At 34.4% G+C, this 25511-nt stretch carries 18 protein-coding genes; 7 read left to right on the top strand and 11 right to left on the bottom strand.

The annotated features are described in order from the left end of the window. Positions 1–14: 14 nt before the first annotated feature. Both AC6EI2_RS04060 and rimI read right to left on the bottom strand, forming a co-directional pair. Entirely contained in the window at positions 15–2582 is a 2568-nt protein-coding gene (locus AC6EI2_RS04060) for an ATP-dependent Clp protease ATP-binding subunit (RefSeq protein ID WP_498463124.1), read from the bottom strand. 195 nt (positions 2583–2777) lie between these two features. Beyond that, positions 2778–3227 carry a ribosomal protein S18-alanine N-acetyltransferase gene (gene rimI, locus AC6EI2_RS04055; protein ID WP_498463123.1) on the bottom strand — a complete coding sequence of 150 codons (450 nt, stop codon included), beginning with the start codon at positions 3225–3227 and terminating at the stop codon, positions 2778–2780. Positions 3228–3325: 98 nt separating this feature from the next. Between rimI and lysA the strand changes: the two genes are divergently transcribed. The 6 genes from lysA to AC6EI2_RS04025 all read left to right on the top strand — a co-directional run bounded on the left by lysA (position 3326) and on the right by AC6EI2_RS04025 (position 8990). Continuing rightward, positions 3326–4690, top strand: coding sequence for a diaminopimelate decarboxylase (gene lysA, locus AC6EI2_RS04050; protein ID WP_498463122.1), 1365 nt, complete (start codon positions 3326–3328; stop codon positions 4688–4690). 29 nt (positions 4691–4719) lie between these two features. After that, the gene (cdaA, locus tag AC6EI2_RS04045; RefSeq protein ID WP_498463121.1) at positions 4720–5622 is read left to right on the top strand and encodes a diadenylate cyclase CdaA; all 903 of its coding nucleotides are present in this window, start codon (positions 4720–4722) and stop codon (positions 5620–5622) included. Next, positions 5619–6389: an undecaprenyl pyrophosphate synthase gene (gene uppS / locus AC6EI2_RS04040; RefSeq protein WP_498463120.1), complete on the top strand. Its 771-nt coding sequence runs from the start codon at positions 5619–5621 to the stop codon at positions 6387–6389. Before cdaA ends, uppS begins: the two co-directional genes overlap by 4 nt. Positions 6390–6483: 94 nt before the next feature. Further along, entirely contained in the window at positions 6484–7521 is a 1038-nt protein-coding gene (gene bioB, locus AC6EI2_RS04035; RefSeq protein ID WP_498463119.1) for a biotin synthase BioB, read from the top strand. A 12-nt stretch (positions 7522–7533) separates the two neighbouring features. Continuing rightward, a complete protein-coding gene (gene trhO, locus AC6EI2_RS04030; RefSeq protein WP_498463118.1) occupies positions 7534–8493 on the top strand; it encodes an oxygen-dependent tRNA uridine(34) hydroxylase TrhO in 960 nt (319 codons plus the stop codon). Continuing rightward, complete coding sequence (locus tag AC6EI2_RS04025; RefSeq protein ID WP_498463117.1) at positions 8490–8990, top strand: hypothetical protein; 501 nt, start codon at positions 8490–8492, stop codon at positions 8988–8990. Before trhO ends, AC6EI2_RS04025 begins: the two co-directional genes overlap by 4 nt. 17 nt (positions 8991–9007) lie before the next feature. Here AC6EI2_RS04025 and lipA read toward each other — a convergent pair whose 3' ends face one another. Beyond that, positions 9008–9931 carry a lipoyl synthase gene (gene lipA / locus AC6EI2_RS04020; RefSeq protein WP_498463116.1) on the bottom strand — a complete coding sequence of 308 codons (924 nt, stop codon included), beginning with the start codon at positions 9929–9931 and terminating at the stop codon, positions 9008–9010. Positions 9932–9944: 13 nt separating this feature from the next. Next, positions 9945–10544 carry a recombination mediator RecR gene (recR, locus tag AC6EI2_RS04015; RefSeq protein WP_498463454.1) on the bottom strand — a complete coding sequence of 200 codons (600 nt, stop codon included), beginning with the start codon at positions 10542–10544 and terminating at the stop codon, positions 9945–9947. Positions 10545–10663: 119 nt separating this feature from the next. On the opposite strand from recR, the gene psbP reads away from it, so the two are divergent. Continuing rightward, entirely contained in the window at positions 10664–11209 is a 546-nt protein-coding gene (gene psbP / locus AC6EI2_RS04010) for a photosystem II reaction center PsbP (protein ID WP_498463115.1), read from the top strand. A 1-nt stretch (position 11210) separates the two neighbouring features. Here psbP and AC6EI2_RS04005 read toward each other — a convergent pair whose 3' ends face one another. The 7 genes from AC6EI2_RS04005 to AC6EI2_RS03975 form a co-directional block, all read right to left on the bottom strand. Continuing rightward, positions 11211–13001, bottom strand: coding sequence for an ABC transporter ATP-binding protein (locus AC6EI2_RS04005; protein ID WP_498463114.1), 1791 nt, complete (start codon positions 12999–13001; stop codon positions 11211–11213). Positions 13002–13327: 326 nt separating this feature from the next. Beyond that, on the bottom strand, positions 13328–15094 hold the full coding sequence (locus AC6EI2_RS04000; protein WP_498463113.1) for a DEAD/DEAH box helicase: 1767 nt from the start codon (positions 15092–15094) through the stop codon (positions 13328–13330). Positions 15095–15243: 149 nt separating this feature from the next. After that, entirely contained in the window at positions 15244–16965 is a 1722-nt protein-coding gene (locus tag AC6EI2_RS03995; protein ID WP_498463112.1) for an AAA family ATPase, read from the bottom strand. Continuing rightward, positions 16962–20744, bottom strand: coding sequence for a UvrD-helicase domain-containing protein (locus tag AC6EI2_RS03990; protein WP_498463111.1), 3783 nt, complete (start codon positions 20742–20744; stop codon positions 16962–16964). Before AC6EI2_RS03990 ends, AC6EI2_RS03995 begins: the two co-directional genes overlap by 4 nt. A 94-nt stretch (positions 20745–20838) precedes the next feature. Beyond that, positions 20839–21399 carry a methyltransferase gene (locus AC6EI2_RS03985; protein WP_498463110.1) on the bottom strand — a complete coding sequence of 187 codons (561 nt, stop codon included), beginning with the start codon at positions 21397–21399 and terminating at the stop codon, positions 20839–20841. A gap of 13 nt (positions 21400–21412) precedes the next feature. Beyond that, positions 21413–24706, bottom strand: coding sequence for an exodeoxyribonuclease V subunit gamma (locus tag AC6EI2_RS03980; RefSeq protein ID WP_498463109.1), 3294 nt, complete (start codon positions 24704–24706; stop codon positions 21413–21415). Positions 24707–24734: 28 nt separating this feature from the next. Then, complete coding sequence (locus AC6EI2_RS03975; RefSeq protein WP_498463108.1) at positions 24735–25472, bottom strand: pyridoxine 5'-phosphate synthase; 738 nt, start codon at positions 25470–25472, stop codon at positions 24735–24737. Positions 25473–25511 lie beyond the last annotated feature (39 nt).

Raw genomic sequence — 25511 nt, 5'->3', positions numbered from 1 at the left:
TTTTCTATTGAAAGTTAAACAGCAGCACTAGCTAATTCTGGTGTAGAGCTATCTTTGCCAAGATGTTTGACTATTACTTTTTTACTTTCATCAATGTCAACTTCTGCCTTGTCTCCATCTTTTATCCTTCCAGATAAAACTTCTTCGGCAAGGCTATCTTCTAATAACCTCATTACTGCTCTTCTTAAAGGTCTAGCCCCGTAAGATGGGTTGTAGCCTTCTTCAACTAATCTTTCTTTGAAGTCGTCTGAGACAGTTAATGATATTCCTTTTTCTTTTATCCTTAAGAATACTTCTTTTAACATTATTTCAGCGATATCTTTCACTTCGTTTCTAGTTAGTTGTCTGAACACAATTATTTCATCCAATCTATTAAGAAATTCAGGTCGGAAATATTGTTTTAGTTCTTCATTTACTAATGATTTTATCCTGTTGTATTGAGTATCTTCTAAATTCTCCCCTGAGAACTCAAATCCCAATCCGCCACCACCTTTCTCGATAACTTTAGATCCAATATTCGAAGTCATTATTATCAAAGTATTTTTGAAATCAACAGTTCTTCCTTTTGAGTCGGTTAATCTTCCTTCCTCAAGTAATTGAAGGAGCAGATTAAAGACATCTGGATGTGCTTTTTCTATTTCATCAAATAAAACAACTGTATATGGTCTTCTTCTTACAGCTTCAGTAAGTTGTCCCCCCTCATTAAAACCCACGTAGCCAGGAGGCGAACCTATTAATTTACTAACAGTATGTCTTTCCATGAATTCAGACATATCTAGGCGTATCATTGCTTCTTCACTTCCAAAGAAATAGGCCGCCAAAGCTTTAGTAAGTTCAGTTTTTCCGACTCCAGTTGGGCCAGAGAAAATAAAACTGGCAATTGGTCTGTTTGGATTTTTAAGACCAACTCTTGCTCTCCTAATTGCTTTTGAAACCGCTTTGACTGCTTCGTCTTGACCAATCAATCTTTGATGCAAGGTATCTTCCATATTTAAAAGTTTGACTGACTCGCTCTCTGTTAATTTCTGAACGGGAACACCTGTCCAAGATGCGACAATATGAGCAATATCTTCCTCGTTAACTATTGGTTGAGATGCTTTTGATTCATCTGACTGATTAATTGATTGATCAGCACTTTCATTAGTTTTATTTTGATTATCAATAGGGTTAGCCTCAGAATTTGGTGAGGTTTTTTGTCTAATATTTTGCAAAAGATTTCTAATTTTGTCTCTAAGTTCGACTTCTTTTTCCCTAAGTTCTCCTGCTTGGGTGAAATTTTGATCTCTTACTGCTTCTTCTTTGCTCTTTTGTATTTCCCTTAATTCTCTATCAACTTCTTTTGCCTCAGGTGGTAATTTTGAATTGAGTAATCTAACTCTGCTGCCTGCCTCATCTATTAGGTCTATAGCTTTATCAGGTAAAAAACGGTCTGATATGTATCTATCCCCAAGATTGGCGGCTGCATCTAGTGCTTCGTCAGTAATCTTTAATCTGTGATGTTGCTCATATCTTTCTCTCAATCCTTTAAGGATTTCTATTGTATCTTTTATTGAAGGTTCTCCAATCATTACAGGTTGGAATCTACGTTCCAAAGCAGCATCTCTTTCTATATGTTTGCGATATTCATCAAGCGTTGTTGCTCCAATACATTGAAGTTCTCCTCTCGCTAAAGCTGGTTTCAATATGTTTGCAGCGTCGATGGCTCCTTCAGCAGCACCTGCTCCTATTAAAGTATGAACTTCGTCAATAACAAGGATTACATTCCCAGCTGATTTTATTTCTTCCATAATTTTTTTTAACCTTTCTTCAAATTCACCTCTGTATTTTGTTCCAGCGACAAGTAAACCAATATCAAGTGTTAGAACCCTTTTCTCTTCGAGAATGTCAGGAATGTTGCCTTGTTGAATTCTTTGAGCTAAGCCTTCGGCGATAGCTGTCTTTCCTACTCCAGGCTCTCCAATTAGAACAGGATTATTTTTTGTCCTTCTGCCAAGTATTTGAATTACACGATCAATCTCAGAATGCCTTCCGACTACAGGATCAAGCTTTGATTCGCTAGCTAATTTGGTCAGGTTAGTTCCAAATTCATCAAGTGTTGCAGTTTTGGCTGATCCTTTTGATGACCCTCCACCAGTTGTAACTTCAGCGGTTTCACCGAGCATTCGAACAACCTGTGTCCTGACTTTAGTTAGATCAACACCTAGATTTTCAAGAACTCTTGCTGCAACTCCTTCTCCTTCTCTAATAAGGCCAAGTAATAAATGTTCGGTACCAATGTAATTATGACCAAGTTGTCTAGCTTCTTCTAATGAAAGCTCAAGTACTCTTTTTGCTCTTGGAGTAAAAGGTATTTCTACAGCAACGAATCCAGAGCCTCTTCCTATTATTTTTTCAACTTCTACTCTCGAATCTTTAAGGTTTACCCCCATTGATTTTAGAACTTTTGCTGCAACACCAGTGCCTTCTCCTATAAGACCTAAAAGGATTTGTTCCGTTCCAACAAAATTGTGCCCAAGGCGTCTGGCCTCTTCTTGAGCAAGCATGATGACTTTTATAGCTTTTTCTGTAAACCTCTCAAACATTTAGTTTTAGCCATTTACTGTTGTTTCTAATTTATCAGGGTTAAGTGTGAAATGTGTACGGTTAGGTTTTTTTTTATAAAGGATAAATATTAAGTGTTCGTTGAAAAATAATTAAAAGTATTAATTGATGCAAAGAATGATCGATTTATTTGTGTTTTGTTTCGGTAAACCGTACTGAAGTATTACTTTTTTTTGTTAATTATTGATTTCTTTTATAAGAAGTAGAGCACTAGTTCCATCTTCATAAAAGTTAGATCTATTAGTTATTGTTTTAAAGCCCATGGATTTGTATAAAGCTTTGGCCGGCTCGTTTGTCTCTTTAACTTCTAAATGTATTTGATTTGTTCGTAAAGACCTTGAACGTTTGATTAAATCTGACAACAGAAATTTACCTAGTCCTTTCCTTTGATGTAATGGATGAACAGCAAGGAAAGTTAAGTGTAATTCGTCCAATACTAACCATGAAGAACAAAGCCCTAAAATTTTTTCCGTTTTTAGGTCCATTATTCCTAGACAAATCCTTTTAGAATCTTTCAATTCTCTCTCCCATTGAGATTTAGTCCAAAGACCTTTTAATGATTTTTGGTCTAGCTCCAAGCAATCATTTATATGCATCATCCCAAGTTCAATTATTTTGAGATTCATATGCAACTTTTAATTGATTGATCCTTCTTTCTTTAAAAAGAATACCAATTGGTTGATTGATCTCTAGATTGGCTAAATATTCAAGTTAAAATTTTTCCATGCAAGGCTCAAAAGCTTTTGAACCCAATAGGGATATACATAGTCCAAATCTAAACATAGCCCCAATTTCTTCGGAAATTAATGAAAGTGAAAAATTATTAGTTGGTGGATGTCAACTTAGTGAACTCGCAGAAAAATATGGAACACCTCTTTATGTCTTTGATGAGTTGTCACTTAGGACTGCATGCAAAACCTATGTCTCTTCTTTGAAAAAGCATTATCCAGGAGATAGTCTTCCTCTTTATGCTTCAAAAGCAAATAGCTCATTAGCAATTTGTGCCGTAATTGCCTCTGAGGGTTTTGGCCTTGATGCAGTATCGGAAGGTGAATTACTTACTGCTCTGAGAGGAGGAATAAAAGGGGAAAATATTGTCTTTCATGGAAACAACAAATCTTACGATGAGTTGAATTTTGCCTATAAAAATAACGTGACGATTGTTTTAGATAATCATCATGACATTACGTTGCTAAAAAATATTGCTAACGATAAAAAACCAGCAAAATTAATGTTGAGATTTACTCCTGGAATTGAATGCCATACTCATGAATATATTAGGACTGGACATTTAGATAGCAAATTTGGTTTTGATCCAGATGATATCAAGTCAGTTTTAGAAGAATTAAAAGCATATAAATGGGCAAATTTAACTGGTTTACATGCTCATATAGGGTCTCAAATTTTTGAAATTCAACCTCACATTGATCTTGCTGGTGTAATGGTCGATACGTTCAAGATTGCAAAGGAAATTGGTCATCCAATAGCTGATCTGAATGTAGGAGGTGGCCTAGGGATTAAATATGTCCAAGAAGACAATCCGCCATCTATTGAAAGATGGATTGAAGTTATTTCTAATGCTGTTATCAGGGCTTGTAATGAAAGAAATATAGATTTGCCAAGATTAATGTGTGAACCTGGCAGATCTCTTGTAGCTAATTCTGGGCTTACTATTTATAAGATTGGAGCCAAAAAAGTTGTTCCTGGAGTTAGAACCTATTTATCTGTTGATGGAGGTATGAGTGATAATCCTCGTCCGATAACTTATCAATCTCTGTACAGTGCGAGCTTGGTAGATAAACCATTGAATACAAATCTTGAAAAAGTTACTATTGCTGGGAAGCATTGTGAATCTGGGGATATTTTGTTAAAAGATTTTTTTCTTCCTTCCTGTGAAAGTGGAGATTTTCTGGCTGTTTTTGGAACTGGTGCTTATAACTACTCAATGAGTTCTAATTACAACAGAATTCCAAGACCAGCCACAATTATGGTTCGTGATGGTCTGGACGAGTTAATTCAAAGGAGAGAACTTCCTGAAGATCTATTGCAATTAGATGTATTACCTGATCGCTTTATTCGCCGGTATTAGGTAAGTTGAAATAACGTTGGGGAGTAGGAGTGAATTTTTGGTGGCTTATAAACTTGAGTGTCCTACTTGATGTCTTGTTTGCGTCTTCTCTTGGAGTTCTTCTTTTTACAAGAGTTAAAGAGCAAAGAACATTATGGCTTTTGAGAGGTTATCTATTTTTGGTTTCATTAGCTTGGTTTGTTCAGAGATTTGCGAATTTACCAATTACTTCAAAACTTGTTGATGCCTTGGTTTTGGCCTGCTCATTATCTTTAGCAATTCTGTGGCAAGGGGAATTAAGGAGATTAATGGAATTATTAGGTACTGGAAGATTAGCTGTGATTCTTGGCAATACTCAAAAAGAATTTAGGGCAAGCTCTAATACTTTCGCTCAATTAACTGAAGCAGCTGGTCGTTTATCACAAAACAGAAAAGGAGCCCTAATTGTTGTTGATATGGGCAGTGATTTACGCCCTGAAGATTTCCTCTTCCCAGGAGTTCCAATAGATGCTCAATTATCATCTGAATTGCTATTAAACCTTTTTGCCGCAGACACCCCTCTTCATGATGGGGCTGTTTTGGTAAAGGGAAATAGAATTATTTCTGCAGGGGTAATTTTGCCTCTTTCAAGACAAGGTATTAGTAGGTATGGAACTAGGCATCTGGCTGCTCTAGGAATAACTGAACGATTTGATCGATGTATTTGTGTTGTGGTTTCAGAAGAGTCAGGTACCTTATCTTTAGCTAGCCAAGGACGACTCGAAAGACCTATCACAAGCAGCAGATTACTTGACCTTTTGCAAGAATTGTTTGATCCTTCTAATTCATCTTCAACCAAATCCACCAGCCCTAATTCTTCATTAAAAACATCTTCCGCTAATAATGACCCTAAAAGTTCTCAGTCCAGAGTTAATCTTGGGATAATCAATGACGGCAAGGAGTCTTTAAATTGACTTACCCTTCTGTGATAAGTACTGATAATTCAGGAGAGGTGTCTCCAATACCCAAAGATTTGGATGGTCTCCGGATGCCCAACCATATTGCGGTAATTATGGATGGAAATGGAAGGTGGGCAAAATCAAAGGGTTTACCTAGAACGGTTGGACATACTGCTGGTGTTGAGGCTTTAAAAAATACTTTGCATTTATGTAGTCACTGGGGAATAGGAGCTTTGACTGTATATGCGTTCTCAACTGAAAATTGGTCTAGACCTAGGGAAGAAGTGAATTTTCTAATGACACTTTTTGAAAGTGTTCTCAAGCGTGAATTGACTAATTTAAAACTAGAAGAAGTAAAAATTAACTTCTTGGGCGACCTTGACCCTTTACCCGCCGCATTAAAGGACTTAATAAAAGAATCAGTTGAATCAACTTCTCATAACCAAGGCATTCACTTTAATGTTTGCACTAACTATGGGGGACGACGTGAATTAGTAAGAGCTGCAAAGAAGTTGGCTGAACGTTCAGTTAAAGGTGAATTAGACCCTTCTTTGATTGATGAAAATTTATTCGCCTCTGAATTATTTACAGCAAGCGAGGTCGATCCAGACTTGCTTATTAGAACTAGTGGTGAAAAAAGAATAAGTAATTTTCTATTGTGGCAATTAGCTTATGCTGAAATTCATGTTACAGATGTATTATGGCCAGATTTCAACGCTGATACTCTTAAGAAGGCTCTGATTGACTATCAGTCTCGAAGAAGGCGATTTGGTGGCGTATAACTTTAATAATTGAATATATTGCTTTATATGTTTTTTTATAGATTATTAGCTAAAACTAAATAGGAATTATATTTTTTTATATTTAAATTCTTTTATGACTCTTATTAATCCTAATATTCAAGAATCTGATAAATTCGATATTAAAGATGACTTATTTTTAGATTTTAATTCAATAAAAGGAGGTGATATTAGGCATGATTGGTCTTTAGAAGAGGTCAAAGAGATACATGAATTGCCACTAATGGACTTGTTGTGGAGAGCTCAAATAGTTCACAGATCTTATAATCCAGGTTATAAAGTCCAACTTGCTTCTCTGCTTAGTGTAAAGACAGGAGGATGCTCAGAAGATTGCTCATATTGTCCTCAATCCGTTCACAACGAAACAAGAGTTCAACCTGTCCCTTCACTTCAAGTTAAGTCAGTTCTTGACAAAGCAAGAGCTGCTAAAGATGCAGGAGCAGATAGATTTTGTATGGGTTGGGCCTGGCGTGAGATCAAAGATGGGAGCGCATTTGATTCAATGCTTGAAATGGTAAGAGGTGTTAGAGAACTTGGCCTCGAGGCCTGTGTTACTGCTGGGATGATTAGTGATTCTCAAGCCTCTAGGTTGGCAGATGCAGGTTTAACAGCCTACAACCATAATTTAGATACTAGTCCTGAACATTATTCCAATATCATTTCAACAAGAACATACCAAGATCGACTTGAAACCTTGAAAAGAATACGAATGGCTGGAATTACAGTGTGCTGTGGTGGAATTATTGGTATGGGAGAATCTGTTTCCGATAGAGCATCTTTACTTAAAGTTTTGGCAACTTTAGATCCTCATCCTGAGAGTGTTCCCATAAATGCTTTGGTTGCCGTAGAGGGTACACCTATGGAGGATTTATCTTCTATTGATCCATTAGAGATGGTTAGGATGGTAGCTACGGCAAGAATCATTATGCCTAAAAGTCGAATAAGACTTAGTGCAGGAAGACAGCAGCTAGGTAGGGAAGCTCAGATTTTATGTCTACAATCTGGAGCTGATTCTATTTTTTATGGAGATACACTTCTTACTACTAGCAATCCGGAGGTAGAGGCAGACCGCAAGCTTTTGGCTGATGCTGGGATCACGGCTAACTTTTCTTGAAAATAATTAAGTATGAAAAAAGAGAATAGCCTCAAGAAATTAAAATATAAAGTGGCTGCGTTTTACAACTTTATATCGATTCTTGATCAAGAAATTTTATTAATCAAAGAAGAATTAACAAATTTAGCATCGAGTGAAGAAATAAAAGGGACAATCTTATTGGCCTCTGAGGGTGTTAACGGTACGGTTTGTGGAAATGAGGATGCGATTGTTCAATTCATTGAGACATTAAAGAAACTTTTAAATGTTTCGGATATCAATATTAAATATAGTTGGACTGGGAAACAGGCATTTAGACGCTTTAAGGCTCGCAAGAAAAAAGAAATCGTCACGATTGGGCTAAAACAAATCAATCCTACTAAATCTGTTGGTAAGTATATAAAAGCTGATGAATGGAATGATTTTTTAGAAGATCCTGATAGTGTCGTTATTGATACTCGCAATGAGTATGAGATAAAAATTGGAAATTTTCAAGGTGCTCTAAATCCTCATACCAGCTCATTTCGTGAATTTCCTGCATGGGTGCAAAAATATTTAAAACCTCTAATTGAAGAGAATCCATCGATAAAAATAGGAATGTATTGTACGGGTGGAATTAGATGCGAAAAAGCCACCTCTTATTTGATAGAAGAAGGCTTTCCCGACGTAAATCATCTTGAGGGTGGAATACTAAAATATTTAGAAGATGTCACTCCTGAAAAGAGTTTATGGAATGGTGAATGCTTTGTTTTTGATCAACGTGTTTCTCTAGATCATGAGCTTTTACCAGGTTCACACCGAATGTGTCATGCTTGTGGATTGCCTATTTCTCCGGAGGACTTGAAAAAATCAACGTATATTAAAGGATTACAATGTGATGCTTGTGTTGATAAATTTACAGATAGCGATCGAGCTAGATTTGCAGAAAGACAACGACAAATTGATGAAATAATGAAACGTCTACCTGAGAATTCTATATGGCCCTCTTCATGACTAAACCTAATTTAACTCTATTAGAAAAAGAAGCATCTGATAGAGGTTTATTGCTGCGAATACAAGTTAGAAGACCTCTTAGTCTTTGGTCTTTTAAGCTAGTCGTTGGCGAAATAACCAGTAATGAAAGAATTCAATTACTAGGTGAAATGAAAGGATGGGCATATCAAAATATTAAAGGACTTCAGCTGGACACTATGAAGGTTGGTAGGAATGTTAACTCTTATGTAGGTGATTTAATCTGGGCGGCAACTATGGCCTGGGCTTTAGAAGAGACCCCATGTCGAAGTGCGAGGTTATTGGCTATTTATGATGAAAACAATCAACATGAAATCTTGCAACGTTATTTTCGTCGTCGTGGTTTTAATCTTGTCCGTAAAGTTGGATCTTCTCCTTTGGATTTACCTCTAAGACTTGTTTGGGGAGGTGCAGGCGCGTTTATGGTAGGTAATTGTGAGACAGTTTTTGAGAGAAGTTATAGGTGTTGGTCGGAGTAGCTACAGATTTTTATGGATTAATCCAAAGTGTTATTTGCATGGTAACTGCTTCTGACTAACGGACCGCTGTTTACTTTTTTAAAACCTAATTCTTTTGCTATTTCTGCAAAATCATTGAACTTTGTTGGTGACCAATAATGAGAGACTGGAATATGAGCAAGTGAAGGTCGTAAATATTGACCGATAGTCAGATATTGACAGTCAACTTTTCTAAGGTCTTTAAGAGTTTGAATTATTTCATGAAATTTCTCTCCCAATCCAAGCATTATTCCCGACTTTGTAGGAATTTCTGGATCAATTTCTCTGGCAAATTTGAGAAGATTGAGCGAATGTTCGTAAGTAGCTCCTCGCCTGACTTCTCTTTGAAGTCTCTTGACAGTTTCAAGATTATGGTTGAAGCAAATAGGATTAGCAGAGAGAACTAGCTTAAGTCGCTCTTTTTGCTTTTGTATATTGTCCTTGTTGTTCCCACCCCAGAAATCGGGTGTTAGTACCTCTATTTTGACAGTGGGGTTCAATGATCTAATTGCATCCATTGTTGTCGTGAATAGACTTGCACCGTGATCAGGTAAATCATCTCTAGCGACTGCGGTTAGTACTACATATTTAAGATTTAATATGTGTACAGCATTTGCTACTTTTTCAGCTTCAAAAATATTTACTTTCTCTGGTGACTTACCTTTCTCTACCTGGCAAAATGCACAGCTTCTTGTACAGATCGAGCCGCCTAATAAAAAAGTAGCCGTGCCAGCGGCATAACATTCCCCTCTGTTCGGGCATCTACCTTCCTCGCAGATTGTATGTAATTTGTTTTCCTTTACGAGTTTCTGAACTTTTTCTAGTTGAGATGCATTACCTATTGATGGCTTGATCCAATCAGGTAAACGTTGTTCTGGGATGATGTTGCTATATTTAGTTGTTTTTCTTGTGGTTGTGGTCATTTTTCTTTGATGGTTAATCTAGATCTCTACGTCCTTCTAAAGCACGCGAAAGTGTTACTTCGTCGGCATATTCCAACTCACTTCCAACAGGAAGTCCATAGGCAATACGAGTGACTTTTGTGAAGGGTTTTAATAATCTTCCAACATAAAGACTGGTAGTGTCCCCCTCAATACTTGGTGTTAAGGCAAGTATTACTTCTTTGATGCTTTCTTTATCTACTCTTTTTATAAGACTTGATATTTCAAGCATTTCTGGACCAATACCATCCATCGGAGAAATTAGGCCACCAATTACATGATAAAGCCCTTTGTACTCGCGAGTTCGCTCAAGAGCAAGCAAATCTTTTGACTCGGCCACAACGCATATGAGATCTTGATTTCTTTGTTTATTTAAACAAATTTCACATTGCTCTCCTGCCGTTAAATGAAAACACGTCTTACATTGACCTACCTGACTCTTGGCATTAACCAAGGCTTCAGAAAAAAGTCTAATTTTTTCCTCTGGTTGACGCAAAAGATGCAAAGCTAATCTTTGAGCAGTTCTGGGACCTATACCCGGCAATTGCTCAAATTGATCAATTAATTTTGATAATGGTTTTGTGAAGCCGCTCAGAGTTCAGAAGCAATTAACTTGAATTTAGTCAGAGTTTTATCTTGGTTGCACTAATTTAAAGAAGATTACCGTCAGTTAAATTGGAAACGTAGCAAAATATTGAAGGTGAGCCCTCCAAAATGAACAAATTTTTTCGAACATCTTTAAAAGCCCTTTTGGCAATAGCGCTAGTTTTGACACTGGGAGCATGCTCTACAGGGGGAGCGTCTGGATTGGAACCATTCAAAAGTCAAAATGGACAGTATGGTTTTCTTTTCCCAACAGGTTGGACAAGAGTGGCTGTCGATAATGGCCCAGAGGTTGTTTACCATGATCTCATTAATTCGGATGAAACTCTTAGTCTTGTAATTTCAAAATTGGAAAATGAAGTTGACTTAGATGATTTGGGTGGGGCTGATGCAGTAGGTGAAAGACTCTTTGGTGAAAAAGATATGAACAATCCTATTAAGTTGATCGAAGCTTCAGAGAGAGAAGTCAATAATCATAAATTTTATGATCTTGAATACTTTATAGATTTTGAAGAAAAAAGTAGGCATGAAATTGCAACTGTCGTTGTGGATAGAGGCTATTTATATACACTTGCTGCTAGTACGAATGAACAACGCTGGCCAAAAATGAAAGATACTTTTAAAAGAGTAATTACTTCTTTTACTCTTTTTATCTAATTTAAGTATTATTTTCACCAGCTTGGATTTTCCAAAGATAGTAATAAAAATCTTTATTTTTTAAAAGAGAATAATGTGTTCCTTTCTCAATAATTTTACCTTTATCTAAGACGATAATTTCGTCAGCATCTATTACTGTGCTTAGACGATGTGCAATAACAATTGAAGTACAATTATTTGTTATCTTTTTTAAAGACCTTTGAATCGCAGCTTCAGTGTCATTGTCAACAGATGCTGTTGCCTCATCCAAAATAAGTATCGGTGCTTTTTTTAATATTGCCCTTGCTATGGCAATCCTTTGCCTTTGTCCACCAGATAATTTTTGTCCTCTTTCTCCTACTATTGTGTTTAGCCCCTGGGGTAGTTGATTAATAAATTCAGTTGCTTCTGCAATATCTGCAGCATTTTTGATTTCTGACTTATCAAAAATATGTGATCCATATGAAATATTTTCCTCAATTGTGCCTTGGAATAAATATGTTTCCTGGCTTACTAATGCAACACATCGTCTTAGACTTTTTAAATCTAATGATTCAATTGAGTTTCCATCAATTTCTATTGAACCTTTACTGATTTCGTATAGCCTTAATAACAGTTTTACAAGAGTACTTTTACCAGATCCGGTCGCACCTACAATACCTATTTTTTTGCCAGGTATAATATCTAAATTAAATTTTTGGATCACTTTAGAACGGCCTTCATATGTAAAATCAACATCTTTAAATGTTATTGCACCTTGAACACTCTTAGGATCTAATTTTATTTTCCCAGTTTTAATTTTAATTGGAGTATCTATTAAATCTAAAACTCTATTTGTTGATGCCATTGATCGTTGATAATCATCCAAAATATGCCCTAATGTCGTTAAGGGCCATAACAATCTTTGAGTTATAAATACTAAAAAACTATAAGTTCCAACAGGCATTAGTCCTTTCCATGCTTGGAAGCCTCCAGCAATTAATATTGCAAGGAATGCGAATAAGATTGCAAATCTTATTAAGGGGATAAATGCGGCTGAGAACTTAATCGCTTTTCTATTGCTTTCTTGATATAAATTGCTATCGATTCTTAGCCTCTCAAGTTCCCAATCCTCAGTAGCAAAACTTTTAATTGTAAGCATTCCACTGAGATTATTATTAAGTCTTGAGGCAAGATCTCCAGCTTTTTCTCTGACTTCTCGGTAACGAGGGGCTAGGTTTGTTTGAAAATTAATAGACCCCCATAGAATAAATGGAATAGGGATGAAGGCAAGCAATGCAATTCCAGGAGCCAATAAAATCATTGCCCCTCCAACAATAATAACAGTAATTATTAATTGAATTATTTTATTAGCTCCCTCATCTAGGAATCTTTCAAGTTGATTGATGTCGTCATTAAGCACAGTCATAAGCCTTCCTGTATTATCTGATTCGAAAAATGTCATCTCTAGTTTTTGTAAATGGTCATATGCCTTTATTCTTAAATAGTGCTGTGTTCGCTGAGCCAAATTTCTCCACATTAATCCATATAAATATTCAAAGAATGATTCAGCTGTCCAGATCAAAAATGAAATTATTGCAAGTGCAATTAATTGCTCTGAGACGGTACTTAATCCAAGTGAACCAAGCCAAGAACTTTCTTTTCTTACGACTACATCAACAGATATACCAATTAATACAGGTGGTGCAAGATCTAAAAATTTATTTAATGTTGAGCATATAATAGCTGAATAAATTAGACGCTTTTGACCCCTAAGATTACTTAAAAGTCTGGCCAATGGTTTTTTCTTTTTGTTTGAAATTGATTTATACATTTTATTTAGTGTGTTATTTTTTTAGAGATTATATTTCTCAGAAGCTTTATCTCTACAATAAATACGAGAGCTTTTTAGCGAATATCCAGAATTATATTTTTCAAAAAAACATTTACATGTAAAATTACTAATTTCTTTTAAATTTTGCTTATTCTTCATGTCCAGTTTTGATTTTAATGTTGCGATACAGATTTTATTGATAAGTCTATTTTTAGTACTAATTATTTTTTCCTTAGCTTTTAAGGTGATACTCATATCTAAAATACAGAATATGATCATACTGCTGAATAATAATTTATTTAGCATTTTATTTATCGTTTTTTCGATTAGTCAGCTCTATTAATTTGTAATTCTCGATTCATTACTTTGACTTTTTTTAATGCCTGAAAAATATTATCTGGCATTTGCTTTGGCAAATCTACAAGGCTGTAAGTCTCAAATATTCTTATTCTGCCTATCGACCTCCCCTTTAGACCTGCTTCGTTAGCAATTGCCCCAACTAAATTTCCAGGCTTAACTCTATCTCGGTGCCCAACTTCAACCCTGAATCTGTCCATTTCATCCTCAAGTCTGTTGTTATCAAAATCACCTCTTCGGCGTTGCTTGTATTTATTATCTCTTCGATCATTTCTTGTATTCCTTTGAGCTGATTGCTTGATCCAATCCTCATTTCCTTTCTCAAGGAGTGCATTAAAACCAACTGCTAAATTTAATGCAGCAAGTGTTAAATCTTTTGGATCTATATCTAGCTCTTTTTCAACATTGTCTATTAACTCTTGTAAAATGTTGATTTCTTCTGGGTTATCTCTCTCTGTTGAAGCGGCTTTTACTAATTTTGCTTGAAGTTTTTTAATTCGGTTACTGTTAATAAGTTCATTGTCTGGAATATCCATTCTCTCAATTGGTTGACCTACAGCTCTTTCAAGATTACTTAAAAATGATCTTTCTCTTGGATTAACAAAAAGAATTGCCTCACCATTCCTTCCAGCTCGACCAGTCCTACCAATTCTATGAACATATGCTTCGCGATCAAATGGCATATCATAATTAATCACTAAACCTATTCGATCAACATCCAGACCTCTGGCCGCCACATCTGTTGCAACTAAAATATTTATAGAACCTTGTCTTAATCTTTCAACAGTTCGTTCTCTTTGATTTTGAGGGATATCTCCATTTAAAATAGCTACGTTATATCCATATGATTCTAATTTTTCGGCTACGATAATAGTAATAGCCTTAGTCCTAGCAAATATTATTACACCTTCTTCAGATACAGCTTCAAGTACTCTCTGAAGTGCATTTACTTTATAAACATTTTGAACAGTTATATATCTTTGCCTGATAAGCCTTTCTCTCAATTCAGTTGCTTTTATTGTTATTTCCGCAGGACTATTTAAATATTTTTTTGATAATCTTCTTATCTCAGTTGGCATTGTCGCGGAGAATAAAACTAGTTGTCTCTCATCAGGCAATTGTTCTAAAATCCACTCAACATCATCAATGAAACCCATCCTTAACATTTCATCGGCTTCGTCCAAAACTAAGCAACCCAGATGACTTGTATTTAGTGTCCCTTGGCGCATATGATCCATGACTCGCCCAGGTGTCCCTACGACCACATCAACTCCTCTTTTAAGGGTGTTAATTTGATTTCGGAAATCTGAGCCTCCATATATTGCAAGTACTTTTAAATGAGGGTGACCAGCAGCGTAGGAGCGAAATGATTCGGCCACCTGCATCGCCAACTCACGAGTTGGAGCTAAAACTAAAACTTGTGGATGTTTAACGTTTTTTTTCAGTCTTTCTAGAATTGGCAAAGCAAAAGCAGCTGTTTTCCCTGTGCCGGTTTGAGCTTGCCCAACTAAATCTCTACCTAGAAGTAATTCAGGAATAGCAGCTTTTTGAATTGGGGTTGGCGATGAGTAGCCTTTCTCTGCAAGTGTTTGAACTAGTTCCTCACTAAAATTGAACGAAGAAAATCCATTTTCTTGATTTTGTTCGCTTTCATCTAATATCACCTCACTAGACTCTTCAAGAACATCTTGATCTACTGGACATGAGGAATCCTCATGTAGATTTTTAGTCGTCATCTAATAATGGTTGCCTTTTTGTCCTTCAAATTAGGCAGACAACTTCCGATCGGTATATAACCGTGCTTTGCTGACTCGCCTTGTTAAAGGGATTGTAATTTTAATTTTATCATCTTAAAAATCCTTTTAGGAATAAGTTGATCACATCTTTAAAAGTTTTCTTCTTTATTAGTTATTACAAGTAATTGTTTTTTTGCTCTAGTTATTGCTGTATAAAGCATTCGTTTTTCATAATCATCAGAATAAAAATTTTTGAGACTATTTTCTTTTGAAACTTTTGAGGTGTCTGGCCAAAGTAAAAGGACTTGATCAGCCTCACTCCCCTGTGCTTTATGAATTGTCATTGCATATGCTGCATCATAGCTTTTTAATCTTGAAGGGTTTATTAATCGAGTTGCTAGTCTTTGTTCCTCAGAAAAAACATTAAATAAAAAACGTCTTTTCATACCATTGCCTATAATTATCCCTACGTCTCCATTAGCTATACCTATTTCTGGTTGATTACTTTTTGCCATGATTGGTGTTCCCTCCTCCCAATTGTGTAAGTCCTTCTCAAATCTTTTCCCTAACAGGAACTCGTGGATTCTTTTGACACCCCAGGGGCCATATCTTTGCGGACAAAGTATGAGAAGATTATCCATAAATTTAAATAGTTTTAGTATCTCAACTGATTGTTCTACCTCAATCATGCTTGATTGCCATGCTTCATTAGGAATATAATTAATACAATTAGCTGTTAGCTTCTTAAGTTTCCTTTTATGGTTGAAAAGAGTCCTTGCTACGGGATCTGGAATACTTTTTAGGGATGAAAGGTACTGACTTGTATTTGATGAATCTTCTTTCATTGAAAGCAGGTGCCAAAAGGCATCTACTCCTTCACCTTTTAGTGTATTTCTTAATAAAGCAATATCTCCTTTGTTTCGGTATGACTTTGTAAGTTTGACCGAGTTTGATTGAAAGTTTGTTTTTGTTTCTTTCTCTTGCAAGATTCTCCATATGCCACCACTTCCTATTGGTAATAATTGGTCAGGATCACCTACTAAAATTATTTGACAGGACTTTGTTAATGCATCGAGTATTCCATTAATGGTTGACAAGTCAACCATTGACATCTCGTCTATGACTATTAGATCTAAATTTAATAGACGTCGAGAGTTTCTCCTGAACCCATTTGGTCCTGCCTCTAACCATTTATGTAATGTTTTAGAAGGAATATTTGAAAGCCTATTTTTTATAGGATCTTCAAAATCTTCAATACCCGCCTGAATAGTGTCTTTTAGTTTCTTTGCGGCTTTCCCTGTTGGAGCAGCCAATGCAATATTAAGAGTCGGATTTCTTGTGAGTGCTTGTAAAAGCATTTGAAGGATGGTACTAGTTTTACCTGTGCCTGGGCCTCCACTTAATAAGATGATTTGTTGACTTTGTACAAGGTTAACAGCTTCTATTTGTTGAATATTTAGATGCTCTAGATTCTTAGCATAAATTCGATCAGGTAATTCCTTAGAAAGATTATTAATAGGTTGATTCCTTACGAGTATTTTATTAATGGTCTCAACTATCTCATTATGTGTTCGACGCCAACTTATTAAATCCCCTCTCAATACTATCGGAGAGTTATCTCCTTTAGTCCAGCCACTCTTTAACAAAGCTTCCACATGACAGCTGGGCCAACCTGAGTATTTAAGTTCAAGACGTTTAGGGATTTCTTTCATGTTTATATAAACATCACCTCTTGAAAATCCATCCATTAATACATTTACGACATCAGTTAAAGCCTCATCAAACTCAACAGGCGGGAAATAGCGAATTAGAGTAGCTAATAATGCTTTATTTAAATCAGTTGAAAATTTATTTTTCAGGGATACTTTCATTTATGTTGTCCTTTAAATAATAGATCTAATTTCTTAATTCTTTCAATGGGAGCCGCTTCGACGATTAAGCCTGGAGTACTTTTAGTGAAATTTCTTTCTTCTAAATCTTCATTATCTGGGAGTCCTCTCAGAAACACATAAATGTAACCTCCAAGATGTTTTTGAGGTGAATAATCGGGGAGCCTCCAATTTAAAAATCTATGTAAAGCAAGTAAATAAATATGGGCTTGTAGTGGATAGTGGTGATGGCACATTTCTTCATCCATTCTGGAAATTGAATAATTTGAGGGACCACAAGAAAAGCCATCCCCTTTTGATCGCGGAGTGCCTATCCAGTTACTTTTCCAATCTAAAACCCACCATTTAGCAGTTTCATGATTTGAGTTTTCTGCAAAAACTTGGTCTATGGATCCGGTTAGGAACCCGCTGCTATATATATTTAGATTCATCAATTTATTGATATAGTCTGAGCCATATTTATTTTGAACATCTTCTCTAAATATTGATGATAATGTGTGAGTATTAAGGGGATTAGTTTCATGACAAATTGGAATATCAAATTTTAATTCTTTGAGAGAGCTTTTAGAATTTAAATTTTTCATTTTAAATTTACCTAAAGGACCTCCTAAAGGGATATTTGCAATTCTCTTTAATAAAATCTTAATTGGTTCAACAAATGAATTACTTATATTAACTATATTTAATTCTTCTTCTATTATAGTTGAAATTTGTAGTTGATTTTCAATATCATTGAAATCTACTCTTTCAAGTATTTTATGAAGACAAGTTCCTGCTATAGGTCCTCGAGGGAAATTACTAATAGGACTTTCTGACCATATCTTAGCTTCTAATCTTTTATTTCTTTGATCTTGATCTTTAAATACTTGATCAATTTCTTGTAGAGAGTCATCTTCAATTTCATTTTTAAATGTATGATCTTCATTTAATTCATCTGATAAGTCTTTTAGAATCAATTCCTCATTTTTTTGTGTTATCCATTTTGAAAAACTATACCTTCCCCAACTATTCTCAAACTGATGGTTAGGGATTTCTCCAAGTGAAAATTTAACTTCACGTTTAGTTTGAGTCCATACTTTATTAGTTTCAACTGCTTTCATATCTTGAATATCAACTTTTAGTTCTCTTTCCTTGAATGACTGTTCCATCATTTCTCTTGTATGCTTTTCTATATCTAGATTTATTGATTCAGATCCAAATAAAAATCCTGAAAGAGGGTTCCCTTCTTGACCAGCAGCCTTTGCCCAAAGAACTATTAATTGTTTTTTAGCTCTTGTAAAAGCAACGTAAGCTAACCGCTCTGCTTCATTTAATGATTCTTTTCTGATAAAATTTTGATACGTAATATATTTTTTATGCCATTTATACTTTTTAGAAATCAATAGATTTTGATTGTCTTTCCATAAATGACTTTTTTTATCTGGAGGTTTTTGCCACAAATATGGACAAATTACTATTTTAAATTGAAGTCCTTTACTCTTGTGGATTGTAATTATATTTACTGAGCTATTACTAATGGCGCTATTAGGTTGATATTCTTCAGGTATTGACTCGAATGACTGGAACCGTTGACTACTAAGCCATTGTGATGCTCTTAAAGCATTAAATTTCTGACGATGAATCTGTTCGTCTACTAACTGAGAGCTTTGATAAAGATCACTCAACAAAGTTCCCCTATTTGAAAGATCGGCTATTGATTTTCCTTCTAAAAATTTTGATAAACAGCCTAATAATCCAATCTTAGGAAATAATTTTGCAAGTTTATCGAACTTCGAAGATAATGAATCAAAATCACCATTAATTTTTGATTCAATCAGTTTTTTCTTTTTCCATTGCATCAGCTCGGAACAAGCTAGAAGTGCGAGCTTTTCTTGATTATGTGGACTGACAATACAGTTAATAAAAAACTGTAGGATTTGAGCACCTTCTTTAGTAAATATATTTTCATTACTTAGGAGTTGTGCAGGAATCTTTATTTTTGATAAATACCTATGTATGCTTGTAGCTTGATCGTGTCTATTGACTAGTATGCAAATATCTGAGGGGTTTAAATCTTTGGGATTATTGCTTAAAAGCTCTAACAAATAATATCCAATAACTTTCGGGATTTTATCCTCTATTTTGCTTTTTGATTCTAATTTTAATCTTTGTATGTTTTCTATATTATGATTATCTATTAGGTTTATTATCTTTAATGGTTCTTTTATTCCTTTCAAGTTTAGTGGATCTTCTTGTGAACATGGATTAAGTTCTTGAGTTGATAGATTTGATCTTTTTAATCCATCAATAAATAATTTATTTAGTATTAGAATTAAAGGTTTTGTACTTCTATAATTAGCATTCATTAAATGAATTTGATCACAAGTTTCTCTGGCTTTCATATATGTATTTAAGCTTCCACCTCTGAAACTGTAGATTGCTTGTTTTGGATCTCCAATCATTAGTAATAGATGTGATGATCTATTGCCAAAGGCTTCTATTAGTAATCTTAACTGGACTGGATCAGTATCTTGGAACTCATCGATTAAGGCTACTTTGTATCTATGTTTTAAGTTTTTATAGATATTAATTGTATTAACTTCATCTTTAGTTTCATTGCTATTTAAATTTTTAGGATCTAATAATTTAAGTAGATCTGAATAATTTATCAACCCCTTTTTTGATTTTCTTTTTTCAAGCTCTCTCTTAGTCCACAACAAAGCATGTTCCCAAACTAATTCGGCTGGACTATCATATAAATCTCCTATAATATCAAGAATAGATTTAATTTCTTTTGAACAAAAATCAATTTTATACTTTCTCTCTAATTGGTAAATATTTTTAGGATGAAAATATTTATTTATAAGGCTTTGACTTTGAATATCCTCATATGATGGCCGCTTTGTCTTTTCATACCCTTCAATCCAGCCATTTAAAAGATCATAACGATTTTTTCTAGGCTTGAATGAGTATGGCTTTGTATCTGTAATACCTTGAGACTTTAAATCCTCAGCAATCTGTATGAATCTATCTTCAAGCTCCCTGCCCTTTTCTTTCCATAGAGTAGTAAATTCTATCCACAATGAATCAATATAATTATTTAACTGATTTGAAAGACTTTCTTCTATTTTTAAGTCATTAAATGTTTTTATGAAAGTATTATTTGGATCATTATCCAATGCATTAAGAACTTCTATTAAATTCTTACGATTGAAATTAGTTTTAAAAATCCCTTTTAATTCAGAAATTTCTATTCCTAATATTTCTTTTTTCCAATATTCTTCTACAATTTCAATTATTAGTGATTTTGAATCTTTTTCAATCGTTGGGTTTAAACTATTTCCATTTTCAATAGCCTCTCTACGAATTGACTTACTACAAAATCCATGAATTGTTGTAATATCAGCAGTTTCAATTCTCTCTAATGCCTCTAAGAGTAACGAAGATATATATAAAGCACGTTTTTTAGATGTTATATTTAATTTCACCCATTCATTTAATACGTTGTCAATTTTATATGGTTTCAGATTTGTATTTATTGATTCAATTATTTTTAATGCTAAAATTAATCTTTCAATAATTCTTGCTTTTATTTCTGATGCTGTCGCTTCTGTAAAACTAACGACTAGTATCTCATTTATAGAATATTCTCTTTCAGCCAATAACCTTAATACAAGATGAGAAAGAGAAAATGTTTTACCTGTTCCAGCACTAGCTTCTATTAGCCTCATTCCATTGGCTAATGGATATTTATTCGCTTCAAATAATTTTATATTAGCCATATTTATTTCATAGGGATTATAAAAAATAATATTTAAGTATTTTTGTGTATTTTATGCCTTGGTTAGGATTGAATAAATTTATTATGTTTAACATTTAGGACCTCCAATCTAAATATTTTACATTTTTTATAATAGCCGGTACTTCTTTTATATATTCTTTGTATTCAGGAAATCTAACTTTCAGTTTTTCTTCTTCTTTTAAGGCTTTTATTTTTAAAATGTAGGCTAATGATATGAGTAGAGTAAAATGTATTAAACTCAATGACAAAATACATATTCCTAAAGAAGTAAATATTAATCCTTTATAAAGAGGGTGACGAGCATTTTTGTATGACTTATTTTTTATCAGACTTGATTCATTCATTGGATAAGGAAGTGGTGTGAGGTTCTCTCCTAAATCTATAAATGCTTTAACGATAGTGAATAGACCTATCATCGAAATTGCTACCCCAAGAATTGTACAAAATGTATCTATTGAAAATGCTATATGCTTTATTTTTGGATAGGGAGGTATAAAATGTAGGATGATTAAAAATATTTGTGAAAATAAATACCACTCTCCTTTTGAATTATTCAATAACCCCTTTTTACTGAATCCCCATTTTGATAAGAGAGTTTTAATATTTTTAAAGAGATTGCTTTTATTTGGCTTCATTTTAGTTTCTAGATTAGTTACTGTTTTTTAGGAGTGGTTCATAGAGACTCATTAATACATCTTTAAATGATACAAATTCTAGAAAAGTAGAGGCTTTACATTTTTTGCCAAAGCAAAGTTCCATTGATAGAGTTTCTCGCTCTCCTTTCATATACAAATCACCTTCCCATTTCTTTTGAAATAAATCTTGCTCATTCTTATTCTTGTCTTTGGTAGCTAGTGCATATGTCAGCCCACTTTCTGGTGGTATGGGCCAACAGTCAGTTCTTCCTGCGGCTGCTAATTGATGCAATTGTCTTAGAGTGTCAGTTGCTTCTTTTGCATTGATTGGTAAAAACTCCTTGCTTATTTCGAAATTAATCCTTTTGTTATAATCTGTTTTTTTTGAAATAATTAGTGTTTTATAATTAAATGAACTATTGGCAGATAAATATAAATGATTTAGCCATCCATTCATAAGAGCTTTATATTTTAAACTTCCAACCTCAATCTGTATCAAATTCTTCCCTCCAAAGTAAAATTCACCCTCTAACTCTTTCATCTCAATGCTCTTTTTCGTGATTCGACCGGTAGCATATATTGAGGATATTAAATTATTCCATCGCTCCTCAAGAAGAGCCTCTTCTATTAACCCTGAACCTTTTGGAGGGAAAATACCTTTGCCATAATAGGTCTCTCTCCAGTAGTTTAAATTATTTTTTGTATCGTCAATCTTTCTGAGATCACTATTCTCTAATCGGTGTTTAAGAATTTTATATCGTTCTAATTCTGAAAGCTCGAATAAATCATTGTCTTCGATAATATTGACAAATTCTTTTGATTGGATTTCATGCTCTTTTAACCATGTTATTTGTGGATTGAGTAACCATTCTTTTGTTTTCTCGAAGGAATAAGATTTTATTTCGTTTATGTTTATTTCTTTCCACTTTATCGGTAATGCTAGTGAAATATTTTTTGTTGGTATTGCTCTTTCAATCCATTCTCTGGCCTCTAGATTCTTCCTATCACAACTCATGATTTGTGGACTTTCGGTTTTTATAAAGTTGTAATGATCAAGAGGGCTTGCTGGTGGCTCAATGAGAATCTCTTCAAAGGTGTTGGCTCCTAATTTGATTTTTAAGTAATTCAGCCATTGTTGAATAGGACTTGGAGGTTCAAGATCTTCTCCTGTCTTTTCATCTTTGGAATTCCAGGAAAGCAAAAGATTTTGACGACTTGAGATTAAAGCTTCCAACAATGAATAGCGGTCTTTATCATATTGGTTTGGGTCTCCAAGCTCTCTTTTTCTGTCTAGGAGATTAAAACTCCTTCTATTATCTATTCTTGGGAAAGTTCTACTGTCTAATCCCATGATGATGATGATTTGATGAGGGATTGCTCTCATTGGTTCTAAGGCACTGATCGTGATTTTCCCAGTCCTATGACCAAATTTGCCATTTGTAGAACTTATTGCTTTGTTGATAATATCTTTGACTACTAGACAATCAATTTCTAGCTCACAATTATCTGCTACGAGACCCCAGTTATTAACAATAGTTAGTAGTTGTTGTTTTTCCCATGCCCATACTCCACCATCTCCAAATAAATCCTTTACGAGCGATGTTATAAGTTTTATCCATTCTTTACATGAACGTTTACTACGAATCGCATCGATATAATTGCAAAGTTTTGAAAGTATATTCCAAGCTTTTATAAACTCTGTACTTGAAATATTCTCAGAATAAGGGGAGATATTGCTTATTCCATTAATTGGATCATCTGGTAAAACAAGGCCAAGTAGAAACCTTTCTAGACACCAACATAGGCTATGAGTTTCTTCCCCAAATCTTTCTGAGGAATCAAGTCCCCAAGTAAAGCCAGCAGATTGAAGGCTTTTAGTTATTTCAATCGCATCGTCAATAGTTATATTCTGTTGTGTTATTAATGCTGGATTAGTTAATAAGCTCTCAAATATTGAGGCTGTTAGGCGAGATGCAGAAATCTCTAGTAGGTTTAACACAAAATGTGTTAAACCTACTTTATCTTCTTGACTCTTGTCTGTTATTACCCAGGGTAGCTGAGTAGTGTTGTGATCTATATTGTTGAAAACTGAGGTAATTATTGGCGCATAGCTATCAACTTGTGGTGTCATTATTAAAATGTCTCTTGGTCGAAGTTTCTTGTCATTACTGAAGAGCTGTAATATATGGTCTCGTATCAATTCAACTTGTCGATACTTCCCTGGAGATTTAAGGAAAAGGAGTGATTTATCAGATTTTTCTTTAGTTAAGGTACTCTCACTTTTTGTGGATAACAATTCTTGTTGCAGTTGCTCTAATAGATTTGGTTTGTTCCCTTTATTAGTGGCGATATCTGCTGTAAGAGAAAAAATATCTTCCTCATTTCTTTCTCCCAGTTGATATTCACCACTCCCTTCTAGCAACTGTTGAAATTCAGCTCCCATACGTCCAAGGAAGGCTTCAAGTCTTGGAGATTCTAGTAACCATTTTCTGTCGTGAGGAGTATTCCATGTGTTTCTAAATTGCAGTCTTCTCGCTTCACATCTTTGCCAAAGATCATTACAAGGAGAAATCAGATAAATTTTTATATTTATTACTTTTGATAATGCTTGAATCAATTCTATTTGCAATGGTGCCAAACTAATTATTCCATAGACATATAGATTTTTTGGATAATCTAGTTTAGGAATATCATCTTTCTTTAGACGTTTAATAGCTTTTTCGACTTGGATGCAGAAAGGATCTTTATTTATCTTTGTATATAGTAAATTAAATAATATTTCTTGCCAAAGGATGTTTTTATTATCACTAATTACTCTAGAATCTTTCTTCGTTTTTTTGCTTAGCCATTGCTTGATAATTTCAGGTCTATAAAATATGTAATCATCAAATGTCTCTGCAATATTGTTTGCTAAATCCCATAAATTAAGATTGATTTGCTCATTATCTTTATTGCTTATTTTTAGCCAGGATCGAATTACCTGTGCCTCTTCCTCTTTCATTAATTCTGGTAATAATTCTAGTATATTCCATACAAGTTGATTCTTTTCCCAAGGATCTTTTTCATTAGGATCTATACCAATAATTCTCTTAACTAATCTTTTTAAATATGTACCAGGAAAAGGGTATTTAACTAATGCGTTGATATTATTAATTATTGAATGTTTTTCACTTAGCCATCTGCTTGTTGGCCATGTACTTACAATAATATTAACTTCTTCTGTTATTTCAGGAGGGTTTAATCGGAGTTCCTGCCCCAGTATCTCTGCTAACCATTCAGCTTTATTACTTCGATAAATTGTTAGCAAGAGTCAAAATGCGATTTAAAGATATTTTTTAAAGTAAGAAGTTGTCTTTTCTTGGATTGATAATTAGGCTTTTCATTTCCTTTACTGCCTGAGATAGACCTACTGAAAGTGCTCTAGAAATAATTGTATGACCTATATTTAATTCTTCAATCCCTTCAATAGCCGCAATCGGTTCAACGTTTTGATAGGTCAATCCATGCCCTGCGTTTACTCTCAAACCATAGAATTTTGCTTGGGCTGTGCTTTCTTTAAGAATTGATAATTCAAGACTTCTTGCCTTGTTTTTTGTGATTGCATATTTACCCGTATGAAGTTCAATCCAGGCGGCTTTTACTTCAGCACAATTTTCTAATTGAGCTTGGACTGGATCAACAAAAAGACTAACTGGAATATCCTCATCTGAAAGACGTTGGATTATTTCCTTTAATTTGTTTTTGTGTTTAATGACATCAAGTCCTCCTTCTGTAGTGACCTCTTCCCTTTTTTCAGGAACCAATGTAACCATATCTGGCTTGAGATTAAGTGCAATTGAAGCCATTTCTTCAGTTGCTGCCATTTCCAGATTTAGTCGAGTATGTACAGTCTCTTTTAGAAGATTTAGATCTCTATCTTGGATATGCCTTCTATCCTCTCTTAGATGAACTGTTATACCGTCGGCACCACCTAATTCCGCTAAAAGAACCATTTTTACTGGGTCAGGTTCAAATGTCTTACGAGCTTCTCGGACATTTGCTATGTGATCAATGTTTACGCCAAGACTTGCCATAGGTAACTCAGATATACTTAGATTGTATTCATCAAAAGC

This window comes from Prochlorococcus sp. MIT2302 (genome assembly GCF_059772385.1).
The sequence above is the reverse complement of the archived record's forward strand: the minus strand, read 5'-3'. Positions and strand labels throughout refer to the sequence as shown.